Origin of the sequence: Lysinibacillus sp. FSL K6-4013, from assembly GCF_038630435.1 — a bacterium.
GTDB classification, from domain to species: domain Bacteria; phylum Bacillota; class Bacilli; order Bacillales_A; family Planococcaceae; genus Lysinibacillus; species Lysinibacillus boronitolerans.
The window spans coordinates 1,251,182-1,275,588 of the sequence record NZ_CP152031.1 but is presented as its reverse complement, the minus strand read 5'-3'; the positions used below and the strand labels follow the sequence as shown (position 1 = coordinate 1,275,588).

At 38.7% G+C, this 24,407-nt stretch carries 22 protein-coding genes; all 22 read right to left on the bottom strand.

The genetic code is table 11. The features are described 5' to 3' along the window. Positions 1-16: 16 nt before the first annotated feature. Positions 17-247, bottom strand: a complete 231-nt coding sequence (gene hfq, locus MHB39_RS05995) for an RNA chaperone Hfq (RefSeq protein WP_036080261.1) — start codon at positions 245-247, stop codon at positions 17-19. A gap of 97 nt (positions 248-344) precedes the next feature. After that, on the bottom strand, positions 345-1,247 hold the full coding sequence (gene miaA, locus MHB39_RS05990) for a tRNA (adenosine(37)-N6)-dimethylallyltransferase MiaA (RefSeq protein ID WP_342546006.1): 903 nt from the start codon (positions 1,245-1,247) through the stop codon (positions 345-347). Next, positions 1,234-2,151, bottom strand: a complete 918-nt coding sequence (locus tag MHB39_RS05985) for a lysophospholipase (protein WP_342546005.1) — start codon at positions 2,149-2,151, stop codon at positions 1,234-1,236. Before MHB39_RS05985 ends, miaA begins: the two co-directional genes overlap by 14 nt. Positions 2,152-2,154: 3 nt before the next feature. Next, on the bottom strand, positions 2,155-3,801 hold the full coding sequence (locus MHB39_RS05980; protein WP_258859517.1) for a glycerol-3-phosphate dehydrogenase/oxidase: 1,647 nt from the start codon (positions 3,799-3,801) through the stop codon (positions 2,155-2,157). Positions 3,802-3,819: 18 nt separating this feature from the next. Further along, positions 3,820-5,313 (bottom strand): glycerol kinase GlpK, encoded by a 1,494-nt coding sequence (gene glpK / locus MHB39_RS05975; protein ID WP_342546004.1) that lies wholly within the window; start codon positions 5,311-5,313, stop codon positions 3,820-3,822. An 18-nt stretch (positions 5,314-5,331) separates the two neighbouring features. Further along, complete coding sequence (gene mutL / locus MHB39_RS05970) at positions 5,332-7,194, bottom strand: DNA mismatch repair endonuclease MutL (RefSeq protein WP_016991956.1); 1,863 nt, start codon at positions 7,192-7,194, stop codon at positions 5,332-5,334. Between the two features lie 15 nt (positions 7,195-7,209). Beyond that, entirely contained in the window at positions 7,210-9,780 is a 2,571-nt protein-coding gene (mutS, locus tag MHB39_RS05965) for a DNA mismatch repair protein MutS (RefSeq protein ID WP_036080273.1), read from the bottom strand. A gap of 128 nt (positions 9,781-9,908) precedes the next feature. Next, complete coding sequence (gene cotE / locus MHB39_RS05960) at positions 9,909-10,568, bottom strand: outer spore coat protein CotE (RefSeq protein WP_176408483.1); 660 nt, start codon at positions 10,566-10,568, stop codon at positions 9,909-9,911. Between the two features lie 134 nt (positions 10,569-10,702). Further along, positions 10,703-11,140: a RicAFT regulatory complex protein RicA family protein gene (locus tag MHB39_RS05955; protein ID WP_036080276.1), complete on the bottom strand. Its 438-nt coding sequence runs from the start codon at positions 11,138-11,140 to the stop codon at positions 10,703-10,705. Next, the gene (miaB, locus tag MHB39_RS05950) at positions 11,141-12,685 is read right to left on the bottom strand and encodes a tRNA (N6-isopentenyl adenosine(37)-C2)-methylthiotransferase MiaB (protein ID WP_312123960.1); all 1,545 of its coding nucleotides are present in this window, start codon (positions 12,683-12,685) and stop codon (positions 11,141-11,143) included. A 204-nt stretch (positions 12,686-12,889) separates the two neighbouring features. Beyond that, positions 12,890-14,158, bottom strand: a complete 1,269-nt coding sequence (locus MHB39_RS05945) for an ATP-grasp domain-containing protein (RefSeq protein ID WP_342546003.1) — start codon at positions 14,156-14,158, stop codon at positions 12,890-12,892. A gap of 115 nt (positions 14,159-14,273) precedes the next feature. Beyond that, positions 14,274-15,284, bottom strand: coding sequence for a histidinol phosphate phosphatase domain-containing protein (locus MHB39_RS05940; RefSeq protein ID WP_342546002.1), 1,011 nt, complete (start codon positions 15,282-15,284; stop codon positions 14,274-14,276). Then, positions 15,284-16,066 (bottom strand): DeoR/GlpR family DNA-binding transcription regulator, encoded by a 783-nt coding sequence (locus MHB39_RS05935; RefSeq protein WP_016991950.1) that lies wholly within the window; start codon positions 16,064-16,066, stop codon positions 15,284-15,286. The genes MHB39_RS05940 and MHB39_RS05935 overlap by 1 nt, the downstream gene beginning before the upstream one ends. After that, on the bottom strand, positions 16,063-17,064 hold the full coding sequence (locus MHB39_RS05930; RefSeq protein ID WP_342546001.1) for an ABC transporter ATP-binding protein: 1,002 nt from the start codon (positions 17,062-17,064) through the stop codon (positions 16,063-16,065). The genes MHB39_RS05935 and MHB39_RS05930 overlap by 4 nt, the downstream gene beginning before the upstream one ends. Further along, complete coding sequence (locus MHB39_RS05925) at positions 17,061-17,846, bottom strand: ABC transporter permease subunit (RefSeq protein WP_312123964.1); 786 nt, start codon at positions 17,844-17,846, stop codon at positions 17,061-17,063. Before MHB39_RS05925 ends, MHB39_RS05930 begins: the two co-directional genes overlap by 4 nt. Continuing rightward, positions 17,843-18,688 (bottom strand): ABC transporter permease subunit, encoded by an 846-nt coding sequence (locus tag MHB39_RS05920; protein ID WP_342546000.1) that lies wholly within the window; start codon positions 18,686-18,688, stop codon positions 17,843-17,845. Before MHB39_RS05920 ends, MHB39_RS05925 begins: the two co-directional genes overlap by 4 nt. Before the next feature lie 71 nt (positions 18,689-18,759). Beyond that, the gene (locus tag MHB39_RS05915; protein ID WP_258859523.1) at positions 18,760-19,596 is read right to left on the bottom strand and encodes an alkaline phosphatase family protein; all 837 of its coding nucleotides are present in this window, start codon (positions 19,594-19,596) and stop codon (positions 18,760-18,762) included. Further along, positions 19,586-20,674, bottom strand: coding sequence for an extracellular solute-binding protein (locus MHB39_RS05910; protein WP_312123967.1), 1,089 nt, complete (start codon positions 20,672-20,674; stop codon positions 19,586-19,588). Before MHB39_RS05910 ends, MHB39_RS05915 begins: the two co-directional genes overlap by 11 nt. Positions 20,675-20,909: 235 nt before the next feature. Then, a complete protein-coding gene (locus tag MHB39_RS05905; protein WP_244905015.1) occupies positions 20,910-21,287 on the bottom strand; it encodes an ELKS/Rab6-interacting/CAST family protein in 378 nt (125 codons plus the stop codon). A 313-nt stretch (positions 21,288-21,600) separates the two neighbouring features. After that, positions 21,601-22,983: a HAMP domain-containing sensor histidine kinase gene (locus MHB39_RS05900; RefSeq protein WP_036080300.1), complete on the bottom strand. Its 1,383-nt coding sequence runs from the start codon at positions 22,981-22,983 to the stop codon at positions 21,601-21,603. Next, on the bottom strand, positions 22,971-23,633 hold the full coding sequence (locus MHB39_RS05895) for a response regulator transcription factor (RefSeq protein WP_342545999.1): 663 nt from the start codon (positions 23,631-23,633) through the stop codon (positions 22,971-22,973). Before MHB39_RS05895 ends, MHB39_RS05900 begins: the two co-directional genes overlap by 13 nt. Positions 23,634-23,652: 19 nt before the next feature. Next, positions 23,653-24,405: a lantibiotic immunity ABC transporter MutG family permease subunit gene (locus tag MHB39_RS05890; RefSeq protein WP_342545998.1), complete on the bottom strand. Its 753-nt coding sequence runs from the start codon at positions 24,403-24,405 to the stop codon at positions 23,653-23,655. Between the last annotated feature and the right edge of the window lie 2 nt (positions 24,406-24,407).

Genomic DNA, 24,407 nt, shown 5'->3' with positions numbered 1-24,407 from the left:
CTGTTTTACAATCTTTTTATACGTCTGTCTCTAAAAACTCTATTTGTTTTGCTGGAACGAATGTAGAAATGGCATGCTTGTAGATTAGGTGCTGCTTATTTTCAGCATCTAATAGTAATACTGTAAAATTATCATATGATTTCACGGTCCCTTTTAACTGAAATCCGTTTAATAGAAATACAGTTACAAAAACACTGTTTTTACGTAGTTGGTTCAAGAACGTATCTTGCAAATTGATTGATTTCATCAAATAGCCTCCCTACTAACTTTCTACCTCTTCATTCCTATAGTAGCACGTTCTACCAATTTATCAATTAGTAATTTTTAGAAATTTTTCTTTATTCTTATAATCGTTCATCTGGCGTAATAAAATGAACATCCATTTTATTGCGGAAATAAGTAAGTTGTCTTTTTGCATAGCGACGGGAATTTTGTTTTAAGCTATCAATGGCTTCCTCTAAGGTACATTTGCCATCTAAATAATCATATAATTCCTTGTACCCAATGGCTTGTATAGATTGCACACCTCGGATATTTTGCTGCCATAATCCCTTCACCTCTTGCAGAAGACCATTTTCCATCATTAAATCAACCCGACGATTAATACGGTCATATAGCACGTCACGGGACATGTTTTGACCTAGACCTAAAATAACATGATTGTAAAGAGGCATTTCCCCTCGATTTTGCGCTTCTGCTGCTTTTGATACACCACTTAATTCCAGCATTTCTAAAGCACGAATAACACGTCGTGTATTGTTTGGGTGGATTGTCTCCGCTGTTTGAGGGTCGAGTTGTTTTAATTTATCATGCATTGCCTCAGGGCCAAGCTTTGCTAATTCCTCATAATAGGCTTTACGTGCTTCTTCATCTACTTTTTCATCAGTAAATTGGAAATCATAGAGGACAGCCTGTACATATAAGCCAGAGCCCCCTACTATTATAGGTAATTTTTGACGAGCTTGAATTTCCGTGATTTTCGCACGTACTAATTTTTGATAATCTGCTACTGAAAAAGATTCTGTTGGCTCTAAAAAGCTTAGTAAATGATGTGGAACGCCCTCCATCTCTTCTTCAGTAATTTTAGCTGTACCGATATCGAGCCCTTTATAAACTTGCATGGAATCACCATTAATGACTTCACCGTTATATTTTTTTGCCAGTTCAATGCTTAAAGCCGTTTTACCAGAGGCAGTCGGTCCTACTATTGCTACGACCTCTGCCTGCTGCAATTTAGTTTCTATCATATTTTTCTAACCACCGTAATAAAACTTGAAAGACCGCTTCTTGATTGTCTTCATTTAAAATTTCATGTCGTTTTTCCTCGAATAAATAAACCGTTACATCCTCTACACCTATCGCTACCAATTGCTCAGCAACTTTATAAACTCCTAGCCCCTGTTCACCGACTGGATCTTTACTGCCACTTATCAAGAGAATAGGAAGATCTTTTCTTACTTTTGCTAATTCTTTTTTACGATTTAGCGTCGCAAAGCCGGTTGTCAAATCAACGAAAAATTGATTCGTTGGAATGAAGCCACAATAGGGATCGTCTATATACTTTTGCACCTCTTGTTGTACTGAACATAACCAATCATAGGCAGTCTTTGGATTCGGAAATTGCTTATTAAAGCTACCAAAGCTCAGTTGATTTAACAGCTTACTTTCAGTTTCTTTCCCTAGTCCCTTAGCTAAAGCTTTGGCTACTAGATTTCCTACAGCATGCAAGGCTGTCACATTCCCAGTGCCACAGAGAATAACATTGTCTACTTGCTCTCCGTATAATTGGATATAGCGTCTAGTAATAAAAGAACCCATACTATGGCCAAAGACAATAAAAGGTACATTAGGATATGGTGCGTGGAGTTGTGTAATCACTTCATGAGCATCTTTTACAACACGCTCAAAGCCGTTTTCTTCAGCAAAAAAGCCCAATGTCCCATTATATGCTGCCGTTTCACCATGCCCGCGGTGATCGTGCATCGTCACAACATAGCCTGCTGCGTTGAGTGTTTTCGCAAATGTTAAATAGCGACCGCTGTGCTCTGCCATGCCATGCAAAATGTGAATATGTCCTATACATGGCGTTGAAGGCTCCAATGTTCGAGTGAAGACAAATTGTTCATCCGACATTTGTATATAACGCTCCATCCCTTACTCCCCTTCTTTCACAAAATTTGTTGCATCGTTAATGGCTTGCTCTAATTCAGCAATATACCTATTTTTTTGCTCCTCCGTATAATTCAAGCGTTGTTGCATCACCTGAATCACTTGCTGTTTATAAAGCTTTACTGCTTCAATATCGAAGTATAATAAACCAGTTCGACGAATAAAGAAGTCGCTTGGTGTATAGACCATTTCGGCCTCAATGCCATACAGTAGCATCGCATGTAAGGCAAGAGGCATTGTACTACCATGTTCATGTAAAAATTTCACGCGATCAAATAAGGCATCTACATTCGTGCCATACTTTTGTACAAGCTGCTTGGCTTCATCATAATTTAAGCCATACTGTACGCCTTCTCGTGCTTTATAGGCAATATAGTCAGGGAAATTTATAGCGTTAATTCCCTTTGCACCGGAAAGTGCTAGCTCACGTGTTAAACAGGCACTTGCATGCTTGTAACGACGGGCCTTCACAATTTTATCGACAATCGTTTCAGCCATTTGGCGATAGCCCGTAAGCTTGCCACCAGCGATTGTCATTAAACCACTTGGCGCTGTCCAAATTTCATCTTTCCTTGAAATTTCTGATGGATCCTTGCCTTTTTCATAAATCAGTGGTCTTACGCCTGCCCAAGAGGATTCTATTGTGTCTCTTGTAATAGTAGCTGTTGGAAAGACCTTTTTTGCAGCCTCGATTAGATAATCCACATCTTGCTGAGTCGCCACAGGGTGTACAGGATTACCCTCAAAGACAGTATCCGTCGTCCCTACATAGGCTTTGCCATCTCGTGGAATAGCAAAGGCCATGCGACCATCAGCAATATCAAAATAAACGGCTTGCTTTAGTGGAAAATCCTTTTGTTTGATGACAATATGAACGCCCTTTGTTAGACGTAATTGCTTGTTATCTGCTACTTTATCTTTTTGTCGTACGTCATCAACCCATGGGCCTGTCGCATTCACAATTTGTGCAGCATGGACATCCAGCATTCTCCCCGTGACATGATCCTTCACTTTAATGCCAACAAGCTTTTTCTTTTCGTAGATAAATTCCGTCATTTCCGCATAATTGAGGCAAAGTGCTCCATATTCTGCAGCCTTTTTTAATACTTCAATTGTTAGACGGGCATCATCTGTACGGTACTCTACATAATAGCCACCACCAACTAAGCCATCTTGATTGAGTAAAGGCTCTAATGCCAGGGTTTCCTGCGCGTTTAACATCGTTCGACGTTCATGTTTTTTGACACCTGCTAAGCGGTCATAGACCTTTAAAGCCATAGATGTTGTGAACGGACCGAGTGAACCCTTTTTATATAAAGGTAATAGCATTTTTTCAGGCGTTGTGACATGTACAGCATTATCATAAACAATTTCACGCTCTCTCCCTACTTCTGCTACAACTCCCACATCAAATTGCTTTAAATAACGTAGACCACCGTGAATCAGTTTGGTTGAACGACTCGACGTACCAGCTGAAAAATCCTGCATATCAATTAATGCGACAGAAAGGCCTCTTGATGCGGCATCTAATGCAATTCCTGCACCTGTAATACCACCACCAATGACTAATACGTCAAAGCTATAGTGCTCTAGATAATATATAATTTTTGGTCGCTGCTCAAATGAAAACATACCTTTCTCCCCCAATAGCTATGATTTAAAAATTCGTGTTGCCTCAACAGCCTTCTGCCAGCCTGTATACAGAGCCATGGCTTGCACTTCATCCATGTGAGGTTGGTAGGTTTGCCCACTCACCCATAATGAGGATAAAGCCTCTTGGTTTGGCCAAAAGCTTGTCGCCAGTCCTGCTAAATAGGCTGCACCGAGGGCTGTCGACTCATTCAATTTTGCTAGTTCTACTTGTAGCTGTAAAACATCACTTTGGAACTGCATTAAAAATTGATTTTTGACAGCTCCACCATCTACACGGAGTACTTCAATCGGAGTACCTGCTGCTTCTTCCATTGCATCTAGTACATCTTTCGTTTGATAGGCTAATGATTCTAGTGTTGCTCGAATAAAATGTTCTTTTGACGTTCCTCGTGTTAACCCAAAAATGGCGCCACGTGCATCTGTATCCCAGTAAGGTGTACCGAGTCCAACAAAGGCAGGGACAACATAGACGCCATCCGTATTGTCTACTTTTCTAGCATAGGTTTCCGAATCCTCTGCTGCACGAATCATCCGTAGTCCATCGCGTAGCCATTGGATAGCTGATCCTGCTACAAACACACTACCCTCCAATGCATAGGTCACTGTCCCATCTATTCCCCACGCAATGGTCGTTAGTAAACCATTTTCAGATGTCACTGCCTGCTGTCCTGTATTTAAAAGCATAAAGCAGCCAGTGCCATACGTGTTTTTCGCCATTCCTTTGGTAAAACAAGTTTGTCCAAAAAGTGCGGCTTGCTGATCACCCGCAATACCAGCTATCGGAATTTTTTCTCCAAAAAATATACTTGGAGCCGTTTCTGTGTATATTTCTGATGAATTTCTCACTTCTGGAAGCATGGACATCGGAATAGCTAAAAGCTCGCAAAGTTCCTTATCCCACTGCAATTCATGAATATTGTAGAGCATTGTTCGAGCTGCATTTGAGTAATCGGTCACATGGGCCTTTCCCTTTGATAATCGCCAAACAATCCATGAGTCAATCGTCCCAAATAATAAATCGCCATTGTCTGCCTTTTCACGCGCACCTTCAACATTATCTAAGATCCATTTAATTTTAGTCGCTGAAAAATAGGCATCTAAGCGTAGCCCTGTCTTTTGCTGGAAACGTTCTTCATGTCCTTGTTCTTTTAATGCATTCACTATGTCCTGTGTTTGACGTGATTGCCAGACAATCGCATTGTAAATCGGCTGACCTGTGTGTTTATCCCACACCACTGTTGTTTCGCGCTGATTGGTAATGCCGATCGCATGAACCTCACTTGCTTCATGGCCACTTTCGGTTAATACAGCCGCAATTACGGACAAGATAGATCCCCATATTTCATTTGCATTATGCTCTACCCAGCCAGCCTTTGGAAAAATTTGTTGAAATTCCTTTTGTGCTACATGAACAATTTGACCTTTTTTATTAAATAAAATGGCTCTTGAACTTGTCGTTCCTTGATCAATCGCTAAAATAAATTCGCCCATCCATTTTCCCCCTCTCACTTACATAACCCGTTTAAACATTTTTTCCACTTCATACGAAGTAAAGTGAATAAGCACTGGACGTCCGTGTGGGCATGTAAATGGATTATCTGCATTGCGTAAATCTCGTAGCAATGTTTCCATTTGCTCTTTTGTTAAATAATGATTGGCTTTAATCGATTTTTTACAGCTCATCATAATCGCTGCTGCCTCACGTAGCTTTTTGATATCAGCCTTTTTAGTTGTCAGCACCTGTTCAATTAAATCCTCAATGATTTCCTGTTCCTCCCCTTGTGGGAACCAACTCGGGTGTTCACGCACAACAAAAGATGACTGTCCAAATTCCTCTAAAAATACGCCTACAGCTTCTAATTCATGCCTGTGTTCTCGTAAGATCAATGCCTCATCGGCTGCATAATGGAATGTTAATGGTAACAATAATGCCTGACGTTCATGAGGATTGACTTGACCGACTTTTTCACGGAAAAATTCGTATTTAATACGTTCCTGTGCAGCATGCTGATCAATTAAATAAAAACCATCCTCCATCTGCGCGACAATGTATGTGCCATGGATTTGCCCTACTACTTCGAGTTCAGGAAAGGGTTCCTTTGTAGGCGCCTCTTCCAATACTTCGGAATGTGCCACTATAGTTACTTCATCTTTTATTTCAGCCTCCATTTGAGGTGTAGGCTGCCAACTTTCCTCTCGAACAGTAGAAATAGGCTTAGGTTCAACTATCTGCTCACAATTATTTTCTTGAATGGTTTGGACATCATATAATTTTTCTACGATGGCATTCATTTTCTCCACATCCATCTTGGGAGCAGGCTTCCAAATGTTTAATTGCTCAGTAGCTGGTTTAACGATTTTTTCTTTTTTTTCCATTTGCGGAACTCGAATAATGTTGCGTATTGTTTCACGAATGGTTTCTTCTATTAGCTTCAAAAGCTCAGGCTCTTTACTTAAACGAATTTGATGTTTTGCAGGATGCACATTCACGTCTGTTAAGTAAGGATCACCTTTTATAAATAGAACAACTATCGGGTAGCGCTCAATAGGTAAATACGTATGGAAGGCATCCACAATAGCCTTTTGTACTAAATAATGCTTGACCCAACGACCATTTACAAATAGGGACATATAATTTTTAGAAGCACGTGTTACCTCTGGCAAGGTTACAAAGCCAGAAATTTGATAATCATGTGACTCGCCTTGGAAAGACACCATTTTCTTGGCATTATGTACACCATAAATAGCAGCAAGTACTTGTTGTACATCTCCACGGCCATTTGTTTGTAGTAATTGTTGACCATTATGCAGTAATCTGAAAGCAATTTGTGGGTTACCAAGTGCGAGGCGATTCATCAGGTCTATTGTATGCCCAAGTTCAGTTTGAATGGTTTTCATATATTTTAAGCGCGCGGGTGTATTAAAGAATAGCTGTGATACAGTTAAATCAGTCCCTTTACGCAACGGACCAGGCTTATGAGTGAGGATATGTCCACCTTCAAGCTCTAAATGTGTGCCAGATTCACCATTTGATGTAATCAATGTCATTTTAGAAACAGAAGCAATGGATGCTAAAGCCTCACCACGGAAGCCAAGTGTCCGGATACGGAATAAATCATGTTCCTGATGAATTTTACTAGTAGCATGACGAGAGAATGACATGAGTGCATCCTCTTCATCCATACCGCTACCATTATCTATTACTTGAATGGAAGTGAGACCCGCTTCTAGTAAAAAAACATCAATGGACGTACTTCCAGCATCAATAGCATTTTCCACAAGCTCTTTGACAACAGAAGCTGGCCTTTCTACTACCTCTCCTGCTGCGATTTTATTGGATAGCCATTCGTCCATAATTTGTATGTTTCCCACTAACGTATCACTCCTTTATTTTTTAGCGTTCACTAGCTCTTGCTGTAGCTCATATAAAATATTCATCGCCTGCATCGGTGAAGTACCTAGAATATTGACCTTTTCTAATTTCTTTAGCACCTTTGCCTCGGATGGAGAAATCGACTCTTCCTCTGCAAATAAAGACATCTGCACTGGTTGTTCAGCTATCACCTGTGTTTCGGCAACTACCTCTTTCCCTGCCTCAAAGTTCTCAAGTAATACACGGGCTCTAGCTAAAATTTCCTCAGGTAATTGAGCAAGCTGTGCCACATGAATACCATAGGATTTATCAGCCGCTCCTTTTTTTACCTTATGCAGGAATACGACCGTACCATTTTTTTCGGTTGCCGAAACATGCACATTTTGTAAGCGTGGCAAATCCTTTTCAAGTGCTGTCAATTCATGATAGTGCGTAGAAAATAACGTATTTGCCCCAATTTTGTCATGAATATATTCCATCATTGATTGTGCCAAACTCATACCATCATATGTCGATGTTCCACGTCCAATTTCATCAAATAGCATCAAGCTATTTTTTGTTGCATGCATAATTGCATGTTGCGATTCAAGCATCTCCACCATAAATGTAGATTGCCCTGCCGCTAAATCATCAGCCGCTCCAATCCGAGTAAAAATTTGGTCGGTAATAGGCAATCTCGCTTTTTCAGCGGGTACATAGCAGCCCATCTGTGCCATAACAACTATTAATGCAACTTGACGCATATAAGTACTTTTACCTGACATATTCGGTCCTGTAATAAGCATCATATTGTTCTGCTCTTCTAGGACACAATCGTTTGGTACATACATTTGCTTATTCAGCATTTTTTCAACTACAGGATGACGTCCTTCTATAATTTCTAGGGCACGTCCACCATGAAATTGCGGTTTCGTAAATCGATATTTTTCTGAGACACTTGCAAAGCTTAGTAAAACATCTAATTCACTAATGCTTGCTGCCAGTGCTTGGACACGTGGAATATAAGCTTTTAATACATCACGAATTTCTACAAATAGGTTGTACTCTAATGTTAAGCTTTCTTCTTCAGCATTTAAAATCAATGCTTCTTTTTCTTTTAGTTCCTGTGTAATATAGCGCTCCGCATTCGCCAGTGTTTGTTTGCGCTCATAGCGTGTTAAATCTGCTAAATGAATATTTGATTTTGTAATTTCAATATAGTAACCAAAAATGCGATTATAGCCTATTTTTAAATTTTTAATACCTGTTTTCATACGCTCTTCTTGTTCAAGTTGGGCAATCCAATCCTTACCATTACGAGCAGCATAGCGAAGTTCATCTAAGCGTTCATTATAGCCATCACGGATAACATCCCCTTCTTTAATGGTAATAGGGGGATTATCGGTAATCGCTTTTGCTAATAATGCCTCGACATCTGAACATGTATCAAGGTCTGCACCTAAATGCTGTAACGTTTCTTTATTTGAACCCATTAACTGTTGCTGGATAGTTGGCACTTGGCGTAAAGAATCACGCAATTGGGCTAAATCTCGTCCACCCACATTACCAAAAGCAACACGACCAGCCAAACGCTCTAAATCATATACCTGTTTTAAGGATGCTTGAAGCTCTGTTCGTACAAAATATTCTTCCAATAAATCCGTCACAATCGCTAGTCTAGCCTCTATTGCTGAACGTGTGGCAAGCGGCTGGTGTAGCCATTGCTTTAATTTTCGCCCACCCATCGCTGTCACAGTGTCATCTAATAGCCATAAGAGTGTCCCTTTTTGATCGCCACCACGAATCGATTGAATCAGCTCTAAATTGCGCTTTGAGCTAGAATCAATGCGCAAATAATTTTTCATTTCATTAAATGTGAATGCCTGAATATGTGATAAAGATCTCATTTGCGTTTGATCAATATATGCTAACAATCGAAGACATGCTATTTGTAACGGTTGTGGTACAGCTTCTAAATAGCCTGCTGCTTTGTGCATAGGCATTTCATTCACTTCAATTGAAAGCACGATACCAGCATTGACGGCATGCTCTGCTAATAATAGCTGCAAACTATCCGTTACAATCAGTTCTCGAATGCCATAAGCCTGCATTTGCATTAATAAGGCTTTCCCATCGCCTTCAATAGAAGACGCTACTGCCTCACCTGTTGATAAATCTAAATAAGCATAGCCAAATGTTGTGTCATCTAATTGCTCTGCCGCGCCAATAAAATGATTAGATTTACCATCAAGGGCCTTCCCTTCCATAATTGTTCCTGGTGTGATAAGCTGAACCACTTCACGTTTGACCACACCTTTTGCTTGCTTTGGATCTTCTGTTTGTTCACAAATAGCCACTTTATAGCCCTTTTGCACAAGTGTTTCAATATAATTTTTAGCCGAATGATGCGGCACACCGCACATTGGTATTCGCTCTTTTGCGCCTGCATCTCGGCTTGTTAATGTAATTTCTAAAATTTGTGAGGCATTGATTGCATCCTCAAAAAACATTTCATAAAAGTCACCTAATCTAAAAAATAAAAAGGCATCTTTGTAATCTTCCTTTACCTGTAGATACTGTTGCATCATTGGTGTATATGTTGTCATATCACTATTTACCTCGCTCTTGCCTTATAGATATATTTATTATAACAAAAGATACATGCGAAACGCTTCAATCACCTTTTTTAAGATGCTAGCATTTCGCATGTATCAAAAAATGATGTTTAGTAGACTTATCTTGGACGTTCATCAGGAAACGATGAAGACTCTAACACATACCTGCCTTCTCCTTCAGAACTAGAAGATGAGCTAGAACTAGAGCTTGATGAGGATGAAGATGAGGATGAACTTTCATCACTAAGGTTCCAATCTTCTTCATAGTCTAGTGGATGCACACTAATACAAATTGTTGTTTCACCCATTACTTCAACAATTACTTCACGTTCTACTACAATTTCAAATTTCGTACCACATGGAGAGATTATCGCTTCAATACAATTTGGTTCTTGTATCACACGTACACGAACATCATCACCAACACTAATTTCACCTTCTCGATAGTGAAGCTTCACTTTGTCTTTATAGTGAACCGTTTCAGAAAACACAGCTGTTTTCGAATGATTACTATAGGCATACCATACATTGACATCAAATTTCCCTGTTACTTCTACAAATTTCCCAACTTTTTTTGCAGAGCAAGTATGATTGATTACCCAGCATCCTAAAATACTTGTCGGTTTATTTGTTGGTGATAATGTCACACGTTCTTCCGTTCTCTTCTTCCCTTTGGCAACTACTGCTTTCGTCACGATTTGTCGTAAACGTTTCAGCGCAATTCCTCCTTCGACTCTTTTCACTCCATCATATGCAGGTAGCGCCCATTGGGTGAACATATATTTTTAGAGAATGAAATGGATCATTTAAAACTTTTCTGTGAGAGGCCTAAGATAGCCGCTGTAAGCTTCAATAGAAGAAGACGTAAAAAAAGCTCGAATGACAGCATTCGAGCTTTGATTTCTATCATCTTTTAAGAGCAGCTACCTGGCTGAGTGTTTTCTACATACGAGCCGGTTTCACCACGAAGTACATCGCCACCAGTTGAACGAATAATTTCATTTGTTACATTATTTGCGATTGTATTCGAAACAAGTTGCAATAAATCATTTACATCGCCTTGTGATTCTTTAAATTGTTGTACGACTGGGATGGCATTAATTTCTTCTTCGATTTTGGCAATTTTATCTTCAATCATTTTTAATGCTTTTTCTTTCCCTAAGTGTTGGAAATTAACCGCTTGTTTTTGTAAGCTTTTTAAACTTGCAATACGTTCACGTACATGTTGATTTTCATTAATTTGCGCTTCTGCTTTTTTGAAAAATTCAACCTCTGGCGTATTCGCAATCATATGTGCAATTTCGTGTGATTTTTTAATTAAATCTTCTTTTGTATATAAGACTTGTGTCATTTACGCTTCCACCTTTTCATTTTTTACGACTTCTACAAATTCACCAGTAAGTGAATAAGATGTAGTCTCTGTTATTTTTACTTTTACTAATTGACCAATTACTTCTGCTGGTGCTTTAAAGTTAACTAAACGATTTTTTCGCGTATAGCCCGCTAGCACATCGTCGCGTCGTTTACTTGTTCCTTCAACTAATACTTCGACAACCTCGCCATTTAAACGCTCTAATGCTTTGCGTGAGTATTCGCCCACCACTTCATTTAAACGTTGAAGACGCTCTTTTTTCACCTCTTCAGGTACATTGTCGATCATTTTCGCAGCTGGTGTGCCTTCACGTGGAGAATAAATATACGTAAACGCTGCCTCAAAGCCGACTTCACGGTACAAGGACAATGTTTCCTCAAACTGCTCCTCTGTTTCATTCGGATAGCCAACGATAATATCTGTTGTTAATGTTACTTCAGGAATTGCCGCTTTAATTCTATCCACTAAACCGAGGAAATGTTCGCGTGTGTATTTACGCGCCATAATTTTTAGCACGTCATTCGAGCCAGATTGTACTGGTAAATGGATGTGCTCCACTAAATTGCCACGTTTTGCAAGAACTTCAATTAAATGATCGTCAAAGTCACGTGGATGACTCGTTGTAAAACGGATCCGTGGAATATCAATCTTTCTTAATTCATCCATTAAATCTCCAAGACGATAATTAATATCCTCAAAATCTTTGCCATATGCGTTGACATTTTGTCCCAGCAACATAATTTCTTTGTAGCCCGCTGCCGCTAGCTCACGAACTTCAGCAATAATCTCCTCTGGTCGGCGACTACGCTCTTTCCCACGTGTATACGGAACAATACAATACGTACAGAACTTATCGCACCCATACATAATATTAACCCATGCCTTAATGGAACCAAGACGTTTTTTCGGCAGATTTTCAATGACATCGCCTTCTTTAGACCAAACCTCTATGACCATTTCTTTCGACATGTAGGCTTCTTTTAAAATGTTTGGCAGACGGTGAATATTGTGTGTACCAAATACCATATCGACATGTGGATAGCTTCTTAAAATTTTATTAACCACAGATTCCTCTTGCGACATACAGCCACATACCCCTATTAGCATCTCAGGGTTTTTTCGTTTATATTTCAGCAGGAAACCAAGTTCTCCAAATACTTTGTTTTCTGCATTTTCACGAATAGCACATGTATTTAGCAAGACAACGTCAGCCTCTTCAATCACCTCTGTTGGTGTGTAGCCTAGCTGCATAAAAATCCCTGCCATTACTTCTGTGTCATGCTCATTCATTTGGCAGCCATAAGTTCGAATATAGAAGGTGCGATCTTTGCCCATTCCTGTGAACTCTTCTGCAATGCTAAAATCCTTATGATACTTGACATCTTCTTTCCCACGTTTTTTAGCATCTTTTAAGGAAGGAGCTGTAAAGACCCTCTCAAAATATTTACTATAATCCTTTTCAGGCTTGTCTTCTTTTTTGGGTTGATTGACTTGTTGATTTGCTAAGCGTTGTTCCTCATTCATCGCAATCAGGTAACTCCTTTCAAACGAAATCCATGCACTTGAATTCCCATTTTATTATTATACTGAATAGTTGATACTTCCTACAAGGTTTGCGCCTCAAATGTCGTGGTTTCGACTTAATTATATGAAGATAGGCGTAATTATCCATCAGCTCTGGCGTTCTATCCTGAAAGTTTTAAAGCCCTATCCTTCATTTCACCTATGCTAACCATTGCTTTTGTTAAAATACTTGCTGTATTTTATCTGTAAATATGAATGATACAATTTCAGCTTTATCCAACGCTTTATATTCATATCTTCTTTATATAGTAATGCATCCGTGTATTGCCCATCTTTCTTTAGTTGCTTTGCTTCTATTTTTAATTTTTCATTCTTCATGTATTTAAATAACGTTTTTGGTGGAAGGAGTGACCATACATGCTTCGTCTGGACATATGTTCGTTCATGATGAACTTGGAATAAATAATCATCCACCACATATTGCATTAAATTATACCCGCTTGCGGTCACATAGTAGCTTGACGCCCCTGCGCGCAAATTCATTTCAAATAGCTTGTATTTCCCATCCCTGATGTCATATTTCATATCAAAATTAGCAAAGCCTGTATAGCCGATGTCCTCTAAAAAATACCGAATGGATTCCATTAGCTGTTCATCATAATCGGTCATGACCGCTAAAGAAATGCCTTTGTTTTGTGGAGAGGGATCTTCAAGTAGCTTGTTGCTTACACACATTAACTTTACTTTTCGATCCCTTCCTACATATACGTCTAGAACACGTATATAGGAATCATCGCCTGGAATAAATTCTTGAACGATTAAGGTGTCTTGATAGCTAGAACGATAAATACAGCGAATGATGTGCTCCATCTCGTCGGCATCATGCACTAGATATATTTTTTTCTTTTCAGGAAAGGAACAGTTCGTATAGCTCACGGCATTGGAAGGTTTAATAATAATGGGATACTGGATAGGGATGTCTCTATTTGGATGATGTGCCTTTGTTATGATGATGGTTTTGGGGTATTTTAACTGATATTTATCACAAAGTTGGTAAAACTTTTCCTTAGTTTGGACCATTTTTAGTAAAGCCTGATCAATATAAGGTAAAATAAAGTACTTTTCAAGCTTCTTTTTATTTTCAATGATAAGCTCAGCATAGTAGCAGTCACACACTAATAGAATCAATTTCTTTTGCTGGCACTGCATGGCTACTCTGACTAGCGCTTGTACAAATAGGGCTGGATCATCTAAATGTTCAACATATTGAAAATCCAGAATACCGCTATTTTGCGTTGCAATTCCCTGAGAGCCCCCCAAAAAGAGTGAGCGCATCGATCTTCCTTTTTTAGCTGGCTCAATGACAAGACTTTTCACGCGATAGGCTGCATAAAAAGAGCGGGCTACCCCGTAGGCATGTTGACCCGATTGTATAATAATTGGCAAAAAGGGTTGTTCTTTAATGGATGTCAATTGGACTCTCCTCACATTAAAAAGATGAATTTAATCATGTGTATGCGAGCTAAATTGTAGTTATGTAATACGAGTAAAAGGCACTATATCGAAGCTGTAGTGCCCTATACTCAACCTATAATGTAATCATTTTTTTAACTCGCTGTTCAAAGGAGACAACGGCTTGAACGCCATGACTCTTTAGTAGCTCTGTATTAGCAGATGTAAATTTACCTAAATCGTCTGGGAAATGTGCATCAGAGGATACAGTAAAAGCAACTCCATGTTCAAGTAAGGTTTGTAAAAAACGAGGGCTCGGGCACATTTCCTGTACAGGGTAACGATAATACAGCCCGGCATTGATTTCAGTGGCGGTTTGAGTAGATGTTAGTGCCTTTGCAATACGTTTATACCAAGCTTCAAGAAAAGCACGATCCTCCACCTGATAATTAAATACTTTAAAATTATCTAAATGGGCAACAAAATCAAACATATTGGAAAGAATCATTTTCTCAACTACTTTAAAAAATCGCTCATAATTTTGTTGTAAAGAAAGTTGATCCATTTGCTCAAAAAGATATTGTGTTTGCGGATTATCAAAGCCCCACCCATCGACAAAATGGACAGAACCAATTACATAATCCCAAGGATAACCAGCTAGTAAAGCTGTTAATTCCTCCTCTCCACCAACAAAATAATCTGCCTCTATACCAAGTCTCAACGTAATCCCATGCTGACGCCATTTTTCCTTTGCCTGCTGAATGGACGCCACAAAAGCATCTATGTTTTCTGTCATCACACGATCCAGCCAATAGCGCTGTACCTGCCCAATTTCACTATCATCCAGTCTCATATAGCGCTCAAAATAGGCACGTGTTTCTTGAAAACGATATAAGTGATCGACAATACCCACCTCACGTAAGCCAAGCTGCTTTGCCTGTTCGAGATATAAATCCAACCATTCCTCACTATAACAGCCATTTTTCACGCGCTGTGCTAGCCGCTGTAAATGACAGGTCATTTGTTGCTTAGAGCCTTTTTCCGTTTCATCATCCGAATGAAAAAACTCCAGTGCCTGCGATGTACGCTCTAGCCAGCGAAATGAATAAGGCCCCTCTTCTAAATGTACGTGATAATCAATTGTCATCAGTTCTTCCCTCCATTACATATCGTCCATTTTTCCTCATAAGCCTGCCATTCTAATGGACAAGTGCTTTCGCAAAGAATTTCTGTACATTCATCAAGATGACAGATTTGAAAAAATGATTTGCCATTAATTTTGGATCCATCGGCTAATAAATAACTCACTTTGCTATGCTTGAGCATTTTCTTAGAAATAAGAGATTCATCCAAATCGTAATCATAAACAATGCCCTCACTCATACCACCACACGATAAAAAAGCCTTATCAAAATTCATATTATCTAGCATTTCTAACGTCATAGCACCTGCAACAGAAGATTGTTTTGGATTCGCCGTGCCCCCTAGTAATATGACCTTGCCTGTCATACGTCGTTCTTCTATGGCTAAATTAAATTGAATAGCTGCTGCAATTGAATTCGTTACAACCGTTATATCTTCAACAGCTAGTAAAAAATCGGCTATATGTACTGTTGTAGTACCTGTGTCTACTGCAATAGTATCGCCGTCGCAAATGCGTTTTGCTGCCATCTGAGCAATTTGTCTCTTTGCGTCCTTGTGCATTTGTAGCTTGCGTAAAAATACCGGTTCATTTCGTACATTCGTATATTTAATAGCCCCACCATGAACCCTTGATAATAAATGCTGTTGCTCTAATTCATCAAAGTCTCGGCGAATTGTTTCTGGTGCCACCTGAAGGGCATCGGCAATATTAGCAACAATAATTTTTCCTTCTGTATCTAATTGTTTTAAAATAAATTCAAATCTTTCCAGTTTAGCGTAAGTCATGATAGCGCAATCACATCTTCTTGTGCGACATAACACTTATAGGATTTTCCCATTTCAATCGAGTACCCTTGTTGATGCAGTTGTTCCATTGTAAACGGCATTTCTCCTTCAAACGTAGTACGAATAATATTGCCGCTCATTAATGATTGTTTGGCAATTCCAGAGAGACACAAGTCTCCATCTCGTTGATCGAGATGCAGTGCTTCAGGTCGTATGGCAAATTTAGTGGATTGACCTATTAAAGATTTGCCAAGCATTTTTTCTAAAGATTGGCGTGGAAAAACATTATAATGACCGATGAAGTTAGCAATAAATTCATTATTTGGTCTCGTATAGATTTCCGTTGGCGTACCTGTTTGGGCAATGCTGCCATTATTCATAACGAATATTCTATCCGAAACAGCCATTGCCTCCTCCTGATCATGTGTAACTAGAATCATAGTCATATTTAATTTTCTTTGAATTGATCGTAAATCTGCTTGAAGTTTTTTACGAATTTGAGCATCGAGCGCGCTAAGTGGTTCATCTAATAGCAATACTTTAGGACGGACAATTAATGCACGAGCCAGAGCAACACGCTGCTGTTGACCTCCAGATAATTCTTTCGGGTAAGCATTAGCTTTCTCACTTAGATGAACAAGCGCAAGCATTTCATGAACACGCTGCTCCATATCTGTCTTATTGACTTTTTGCATACGCAAACCAAAAGCAACATTTTCGTGCACAGTCATATTTGGAAAAAGTGCATAGGATTGAAAGACCATACCTACTTGACGATCCTTCGGTTGTACGCCACTCATATCTTTTCCTTCAATCGAAATCTTACCTGCCGATGCATCTGTTAAGCCCGCAACAATCCGCAAAATGGTACTCTTTCCACAGCCACTAGGACCTAATAGTGTGATAAATTCTCCCTTTTGTATTTCCATATGAATATTGGTTAAAACAGATACTTGTCCATATTTTTTATGAAGCCCTTCAATAATAAGATAACTCATAGATTTGTAGCACCTTTCGATCGTTTTGTTACGATTGCAATGACGAATGTTAAAAGACCCATCAGCACGAGATAGATGAATACAACTGCACTAGCTATATGTCCACTTGTGCTAAGCTTTTTCATTAAATAAATTTGAACGGTTTCAAAGCGAGAACCGACAACAAGATTAATTAAGACAAACTCACCGAATAAGACTGAGAAGGATAACAATGCTCCTGCAAATAAGCCCGGATAAACGGTAGGCAGTAAAATTTTTGTGAATGCCTGCCTTTTCGATGCACCTAGCAATTGTGCCGCATCAAGTAGCTGCCTCGCATCTATATTTCTTAAACTATTTCGTGTACCTTGATAGATATAAGGAAGAATCCCCACAACATAGGCACCTAAAACAACGAATATCATCGGTATACCTATTTTGCTATAAACGCGTATAAGCCCAACAGCTAAAATAATGCCTGGAAAAGAATACACCATCACCACTGCCATCTGTATCCACTTTTCATATTTAGGAAAGTACAAGACAATGACAAAGATGGCTGGCACAATGACGAGGAGTGCGATACTAACTGCACCACCTGCTAAAAGTACTGAACGACCAAATGCCTGAATAAAATCGGTATCCCGAAACAATGTAGCAAGCCATTTTAGCGTAAGTCCCTCTGGCAATATCGTTTTATTCCATTTTGTTGCAAACGCATAGAGCATTGTTGCTAACACAGGTAATAGTAAATACCCCACTAGCAGAAGGAAAAAGAAATCAGCCAAACCACGCTTTTTCATTTTACTTTCCTCCTTGTTTTAGAGATGCTCCATTCACTGATAAGCATGGCAGTCACCATTGTCACTGCTAATATTACTGCAATGGCGCTGGCTAGCTCTGGCTGAGCAAAAATATCACCTTTTATTAAGGAGCCAATACGAATCGCCACTAAATTATAATTACTGCTTGTTAATGCATAAGCAGAGGCATACGCACCCATTGCATTGGCAAACAATACACTAAAGGTTCCCACAATTCCTGGCAGCATAACAGGGATACCAATTTTCATCCAAAATTGCCAGCTGGATGCCCCTAGAAGGGCTGCTGCCTCCTTCCACTGTTGCTGAATCCCATCATAAATGGGGTAGAGCAGCATAAGCGATAATGGCAGCTGAAAATAAATATAAATAAGTAACAATCCGCTCCAACTGTAAAGTGAAAAGGACGTCAACACATCAATATCCCATTTGTCAAATAACAATGTAAATAAACCACTATTGCCAAGTAAAACGATAAAAGCAAATGCTAGCGGAATACCTGAAAAATTGGAGGTTAAGTTCGTTAGTATTAAAATTTTCTCCCGTACTGGCTCTGAAAACTTCATCATGGCATAAACCGCGAACAATGTGATAAGTAACGCAATCATAGCCGAGATAACAGATAATGTAATACTATTTTTAAAACCTTGGAGAATGTAGTCGTTCGTAAAAATCGATTCATACTGATTCAATGTAAAGCCCTCAATATTTTGAAAGCTTGTAATGAGCATATATAGTAGCGGTACTAAGAAAAACAGTAATAGTAATACAAGAAAAGGCGAAAGCCAAGCAATGGATTGCCGCTTCGATATCAACACACTCACTTCTTTCTATAAATGACTTGCGGCTTATGGGGATAATAGCCGCTCCTTACAATAAGAGCGACTACTACTATTTAAACCTCTTTTGCTGTAAACACACCGTCTAATAGGAGTGGCACCATATCATCTGCAGGCTTGATATTTAATAAATGACAGCACAGTGGTGCAACTTGTAATTGTGAAATAATGCCTTCTTTTATACCAGCCTTTACAGCCTCTGAAATGACAAATAGCGGAACATGACGATCCTCATGTGTTGTGCCGCCATGATTCCCATCTCTTGTCATGCCATGATCAGCCGTAACGATCACCTCATAGCCCTGTGCCATACACTTTGGAATAAATAATGATAATAAGGCATCCATCGCTAAAACACGATTGCGATATTGGGCAGAATCCGCCGTAAATTTGTGACCATCATCATCGACATTCATTGGATGAATATAAAGGAAATCAGGCTGCTTTTGATCCATTAACCATGCTGCATCGGCAAACACATGACTATCTGGATAATGATCCTCAAAATAAAATATACCGTTGTCAATTGGTAATTGTGTATCGAGTTGTATTCTGTCCTCCATATGATTGAATGGTGCTCTATTATAAAGCTCACTCACCCAATAATAGGCGGAGGCTGCTGTAGATAAACCGTGCTCCTTTGCGACATGAAAGACACTTTGCCCGTTCGATAAACGCACTGTCATATTGCTGGTAACGCCATGTACAATAGGGGGTGTACCCGTTAAAATCGTCTCATACAATGGTCTCGATAAAGATGGCACCTCTGAGCAAATCTTATAGCGAGCAGCCACCTGACGCTCGACTAGATGGTGTAAGAATCCCATATGTGTACAGGCTGTATCAAAGCGTAATGCATCGATGACAATGAGAACCACTTTGTTATTTTGCATGGATTAACACCTGCTCTTGATAAAGTTGAGGGATTTGCTTTGTTGTTTCTTCCCATTTCTTTTGATCTTTTACTGGCTGTGCATTCGTATACATATCAGCTGGTAATAATAAATCCTTTACATCTTGTGGAAGTTCTACGTTGTCTCGAATCGGACGAGCATAGCCTTTTGCTAAATTTTCTTGACCAGCGTCAGATAAAATGTATTCACGTGCTAGCATGGCAGCATGTGGGTTTTTAGCATATTTATTAATAACTGTTGCATAACCAGAAGTAACAGATCCTTCCTTTGGTATCACTACATCAAAGCGCTCCTCGTCGATTTGGTGACGATAGCCTAATGCATTAAAATCCCATAAAATCGCAACATCGATTTCACCTTTTTCTAGGTTCGCTACTGATGGATCCCCCTGTAAACGCCCTTGCTTCGCTAATTCAGCAAAGAAATCTATACCTGGCTGTATGTTCGACTCATCTCCACCAAATGCAATAGCAGCTGCTAATATGGCAAACTGTGCTTGGTTAGCTGTTAATGCATCCCCAATACTGACTGTGTAATCTCCATTTTTCAGATCTTCCCATGATTTTGGAGCATTCTTCACATTATTTTTATCTGTCAAGAAAGAAATGGTACCAGTATAGCCAACAATCCAGTGTCCTTCATCGTCTTTTGCCCAATCAGGTATTTCATCCCAATATGATGTTTTGTATGGTAATGTTAAGCCCTTGTCCTTAGCGATTGGTCCAAAAGCAATCCCGACATCTCCAATATCTGCTGTAGCATCTTCCTTCTCTGCTTCAAACTTCGCTAACTCCTCGGCACTCGACATATCCGTATCCTTGTGTTTGATGCTATATTCGGTCCCGAGTTCCTCCCAGGTTTCTACCCAATTCGCCCATGTATCTGGCATACCGACAGAATTAACAGTGCCCTCTTCCTTTGCTTTTTCTGTAATGTCCTCAAGCGATAAATCCTTGTTTACCTCATTTGCACTAGATGAACTGTCAGAACAAGCTGCCAACATGGAAATAGCTAATGCACCAATTAGACCTTTTTTCCACAGTTTTTGAATTGCCATGTGTTGGACCCTCCATTTGTTTTGCTTTATTTTTATTTGCTTACAAACGTTATGTTATAAAACAAACATTAAGCAAGTATGGAGATGTTAAGAATATTTAGTAAAAATTATTGAGGAATTATAAATATCTATGAATTTAATGAATAAATGAAGTAGACTTGTAAAGCTGAAGGGGGAAGATAAGGAAAAACCTAAGTATGTGTACGTTTGCTTTACAGACGTACACATACCTAGGTTATTTGGAGAGACCTAAAAAATCAGCATATGTATGCGGCTCATTTTCCTTGAGAATTGTTAAAAATGTAAATGCCAGTTGCACAACTGACCACCATCTCATATTGTAGGACATTTCAAAACGAGAGGGCTCTAATGAAAAGACATCTTGAAAAATATCTAGCGGTTCTATTTGCTCATCCTTTAAAATGGATAGAAAACCAAGAAATAACGTATGATCTTTGACTTCAATTAGTTTGTCTTCTACCAGAGCATCAATATTTTCAGGCTGCTGAAAATTACACTGAGTTGCAACATAACGTTCTAAATCCTGCGCACGCTTTCGGTCTTCACGTTCCTTTTTTTTTGCAATAAAATCAATGACGTTATTCACGTCCATCGCCTCTTTTTTTCTTTTATTGTAGCATTTTTTATAGAAACATTGCCTGAAAGAGCCCTTTATCCAATCCACTTAAATGGTTTGTTTTTTATTAAATTCCTCTAAAAAAGTAGCCAATTTGTGAAATTCCACAGAAAAGCTTTCTTCTCCAATTGCGCCTTTATTTCTATAGAAAAAGTCCTTTATAAGGATAATTAGTTGTAAAACCTTACCTCCAATAAAAAGGACTAACTTTATTCTAGGGTAAACATAAAGGCCTTCAATAGAGCAATGACTTTAACCTATACCTGAAGTGAATTGAAAAAATAGGCTATCATTCCATGCTCATAACAGGAATAGTAACTGTCACTTTCCCTCCTCCCGTTATCGAATCATTAGCGAGTGTCAATACCCCATCATGCTTTTTAATAATTGACTCTGCAATATAAAGGCCCATACCATGATGATTTGTTGTGTTTCTACTTTGGTCTCCACGATAAAATTGTTTGGTAGCCTCTATTAAATCTTTTGATGAAAAACCAGTACCACTATCTTTCACAGTAAAATGAATAACATCTTCCTTTCCTTGAACAAATAAAGTAACTTTGCCGTTATTTGGTGTGTGCTCAACTGCATTGACAATCACATTTAATAGAGCCCGATAAAAAAGCTCTTCCTCTATCATAATGGAAGTAGGTAGCCTGACCTTTTCTACACTAACTTCAAGATTTTTTTCTAAAGCAAGAGCTTTCATTTGTTGTTCGACCTGTTGAATAAAAGAATGCATGGCTACATTTGATTTTGATGTGACAATACCTTGCTCCATATTCGAAAGATCCATTAATTGCTTTGTGAACTTTTCAATTTCAACCGTATTTTTTAATATATATTGGTTATATTCTTTTTGCATTTCGTCTAGTGCAGTGTCCGATAAAAGCTCGGCATTTCCCTTAATAATTGTCAATGGTGTTTTCAGGTCATGTGCCAGTGCTGATATTTGTTCTCTGCGCAATCTTTCTGCCCGCCATTGCTGTGTCAAAGAAGTATTTAATGCTTCCTTCATTTGTTCGAAGGAAAGAGCAATATCATCAATTTCTTGAATTCCAGATGGTTGTAAATGAAATGCCAAATTCTGATGTTGTATTTTTTCAATAGCTTCTTGCAAGCCCATCATTTTTTGTTTTAGTCTTCTGCCAAAATGAACAGCAAGTACCGCTGCTTGTACAACAACTCCAATAATAAAAACTAATAAAACCGTTAATTGCGGGTTAGGTAAATAATTTCTTATGATCGCAGATCGATACTCAGGGACTAAACTATAGCGTAAAATACATACTTCCTGTTCGCGCTCAATAAATGCATAAAATCGAGAACTTCCTTGCTTCTCTCCCTTTTGTTTTAAATGCCATGCATAGGAAGCCTCTTCTTTTGTTAAATTGCCTGAAATAAATTCTCCCTGCATAGAAACCACTGCATAATCTACAAGATCAGGGATCATCTCGTCCGTTACCGAGCTGCTTGTCGCAATTCGGTCTTTTGCTAAAGTGATTTGTGTCTCTGCATAATTTGCAGGTAAAATAATATTAGCTGAAAAGGCAAACATAAATAGACCTATTAATAGAGCTACTAAAAGAATGATGCCAATGCAAAGAAAAAATAAATATCTCAGGAAAAATGTATGCAGATGTGTTCCTTTCCTCGGTTTTATGGTTTCCACTTATAGCCAATCCCCCAAACCGTATCAATAAGTTCTATATCAAATGCATGTAACTTTGAACGAATATTTTTAATATGCTCTGTTATCGCTGTACTGTCACTTTTGCCATCAAATCCAAAAATCGTTTCGTATATTTGTTCTTTAGAGAATACTTGCCCGCGATGACGTGCTAAAAATTCACATATTTCATACTCACTTTTGGTTAACAGAACACGCTCATTTTGAACAAATAGTTCTTTACCGGAAAGATTAAAATGAATTTTACCATTAAAAAGGATATTCCGTTTCTCTCTATTTTCACGTCGAATATGAGCATTGACCCTTGCCCTTAGTTCTCCAATACTAAAGGGTTTGATTAAATAGTCATCTGCACCCAAACCAAGACCAAACATAATATCTTCCTCTAAGGATTTAGCGGTAAGAAAAAGAATTGGACAATCTACAGCATGGCGAATTTGCCTACATAACGTAAATCCATCAATAGCAGGCATCATAACATCAAGCAAAATCAAATCATAGGAACCTAGCTCCATCTTCTCTACTTCTGTCGAATTAGACACAATGCTTACTAAATGTTCATCTTTCTGTAGTGCATTTTTAATCAGCATTAAAATATCAACTTCATCATCAACTACTAATATATTTGCCATAATCAACCATCCATTCCCACTATTCAGATGCTCTACCTTCCCATCTCCAAAACCATAAGCAAGACAATGCAAATGCTAATATGATTCCGCCTAAACACCAAACTATGCTAGTCTGGATACTTGCCTCGAGCCATGTTAAATTTGTACCCGCCGATGCTAAAATCCATAAAATAACAAAGTGACCGCTCCATCCATACGGTAAAAACGGCCAAATAGTATCCCCTAAACCAGTAAGCAACAAAGCAACCAGCAGAGCTTCTACAATACCTAAACCAATCGAAGCACCTTTCCCAAATTGTAAGCTCACAAATAAATGTAAGATATAAAAGATAATATGGCTGCCGAATATAATACAGGCAGCAATACTATAAAATAAATAGTCAAAATCTAGTTCATGTAATAGTTCTCTAAAACCAATACTAAAAATAGCTACAGACATAAAGATGGCTCCAAAGCTATACATCAATAATAATACAAGCTTACTCAGATATGCCTTTATTTTTAATTTTGTTGTGACTAGCATGCTTTGATAATGACCTGCATTTGCCTCCTGCTCGGATGCCATTGCACATACTAATCCTATAATAATAGGTAGTCCACACGCTAAGCCTTGAAAATAGGCAGTTATTTTTCCATGAGAATCCCATGGTGAATAGGAATAGTAAGCTAAAAACAGTCCAGAAATAGCTATGGGGACAAGTAGATGTGTAAGTAACAATTTCGTGCGTTTTGTTTTAAGACATTCTGCTTTCAATAATCGTAACATGTCCATTT

Bases quoted from the DNA above. Each gene is read 5' to 3' on its own strand.
- hfq (WP_036080261.1), bottom strand. From the start codon at position 247: ATGAAATCAATCAATTTGCAAGATACGTTCTTGAACCAACTACGTAAA.
- miaA (WP_342546006.1), bottom strand. From the start codon at position 1,247: ATGATAGAAACTAAATTGCAGCAGGCAGAGGTCGTAGCAATAGTAGGA.
- MHB39_RS05985 (WP_342546005.1), bottom strand. From the start codon at position 2,151: ATGGAGCGTTATATACAAATGTCGGATGAACAATTTGTCTTCACTCGA.
- MHB39_RS05980 (WP_258859517.1), bottom strand. From the start codon at position 3,801: ATGTTTTCATTTGAGCAGCGACCAAAAATTATATATTATCTAGAGCAC.
- glpK (WP_342546004.1), bottom strand. From the start codon at position 5,313: ATGGGCGAATTTATTTTAGCGATTGATCAAGGAACGACAAGTTCAAGA.
- mutS (WP_036080273.1), bottom strand. From the start codon at position 9,780: ATGACAACATATACACCAATGATGCAACAGTATCTACAGGTAAAGGAA.
- cotE (WP_176408483.1), bottom strand. From the start codon at position 10,568: ATGTTCACCCAATGGGCGCTACCTGCATATGATGGAGTGAAAAGAGTC.
- MHB39_RS05955 (WP_036080276.1), bottom strand. From the start codon at position 11,140: ATGACACAAGTCTTATATACAAAAGAAGATTTAATTAAAAAATCACAC.
- miaB (WP_312123960.1), bottom strand. From the start codon at position 12,685: ATGAATGAGGAACAACGCTTAGCAAATCAACAAGTCAATCAACCCAAA.
- MHB39_RS05940 (WP_342546002.1), bottom strand. From the start codon at position 15,284: ATGACAATTGATTATCACGTACATTTAGAAGAGGGGCCTTATTCATTT.
- MHB39_RS05935 (WP_016991950.1), bottom strand. From the start codon at position 16,066: ATGACTTACGCTAAACTGGAAAGATTTGAATTTATTTTAAAACAATTA.
- MHB39_RS05930 (WP_342546001.1), bottom strand. From the start codon at position 17,064: ATGAGTTATCTTATTATTGAAGGGCTTCATAAAAAATATGGACAAGTA.
- MHB39_RS05925 (WP_312123964.1), bottom strand. From the start codon at position 17,846: ATGAAAAAGCGTGGTTTGGCTGATTTCTTTTTCCTTCTGCTAGTGGGG.
- MHB39_RS05915 (WP_258859523.1), bottom strand. From the start codon at position 19,596: ATGCAAAATAACAAAGTGGTTCTCATTGTCATCGATGCATTACGCTTT.
- MHB39_RS05910 (WP_312123967.1), bottom strand. From the start codon at position 20,674: ATGGCAATTCAAAAACTGTGGAAAAAAGGTCTAATTGGTGCATTAGCT.
- MHB39_RS05905 (WP_244905015.1), bottom strand. From the start codon at position 21,287: ATGGACGTGAATAACGTCATTGATTTTATTGCAAAAAAAAAGGAACGT.
- MHB39_RS05895 (WP_342545999.1), bottom strand. From the start codon at position 23,633: ATGGCAAATATATTAGTAGTTGATGATGAAGTTGATATTTTAATGCTG.
- MHB39_RS05890 (WP_342545998.1), bottom strand. From the start codon at position 24,405: ATGGACATGTTACGATTATTGAAAGCAGAATGTCTTAAAACAAAACGC.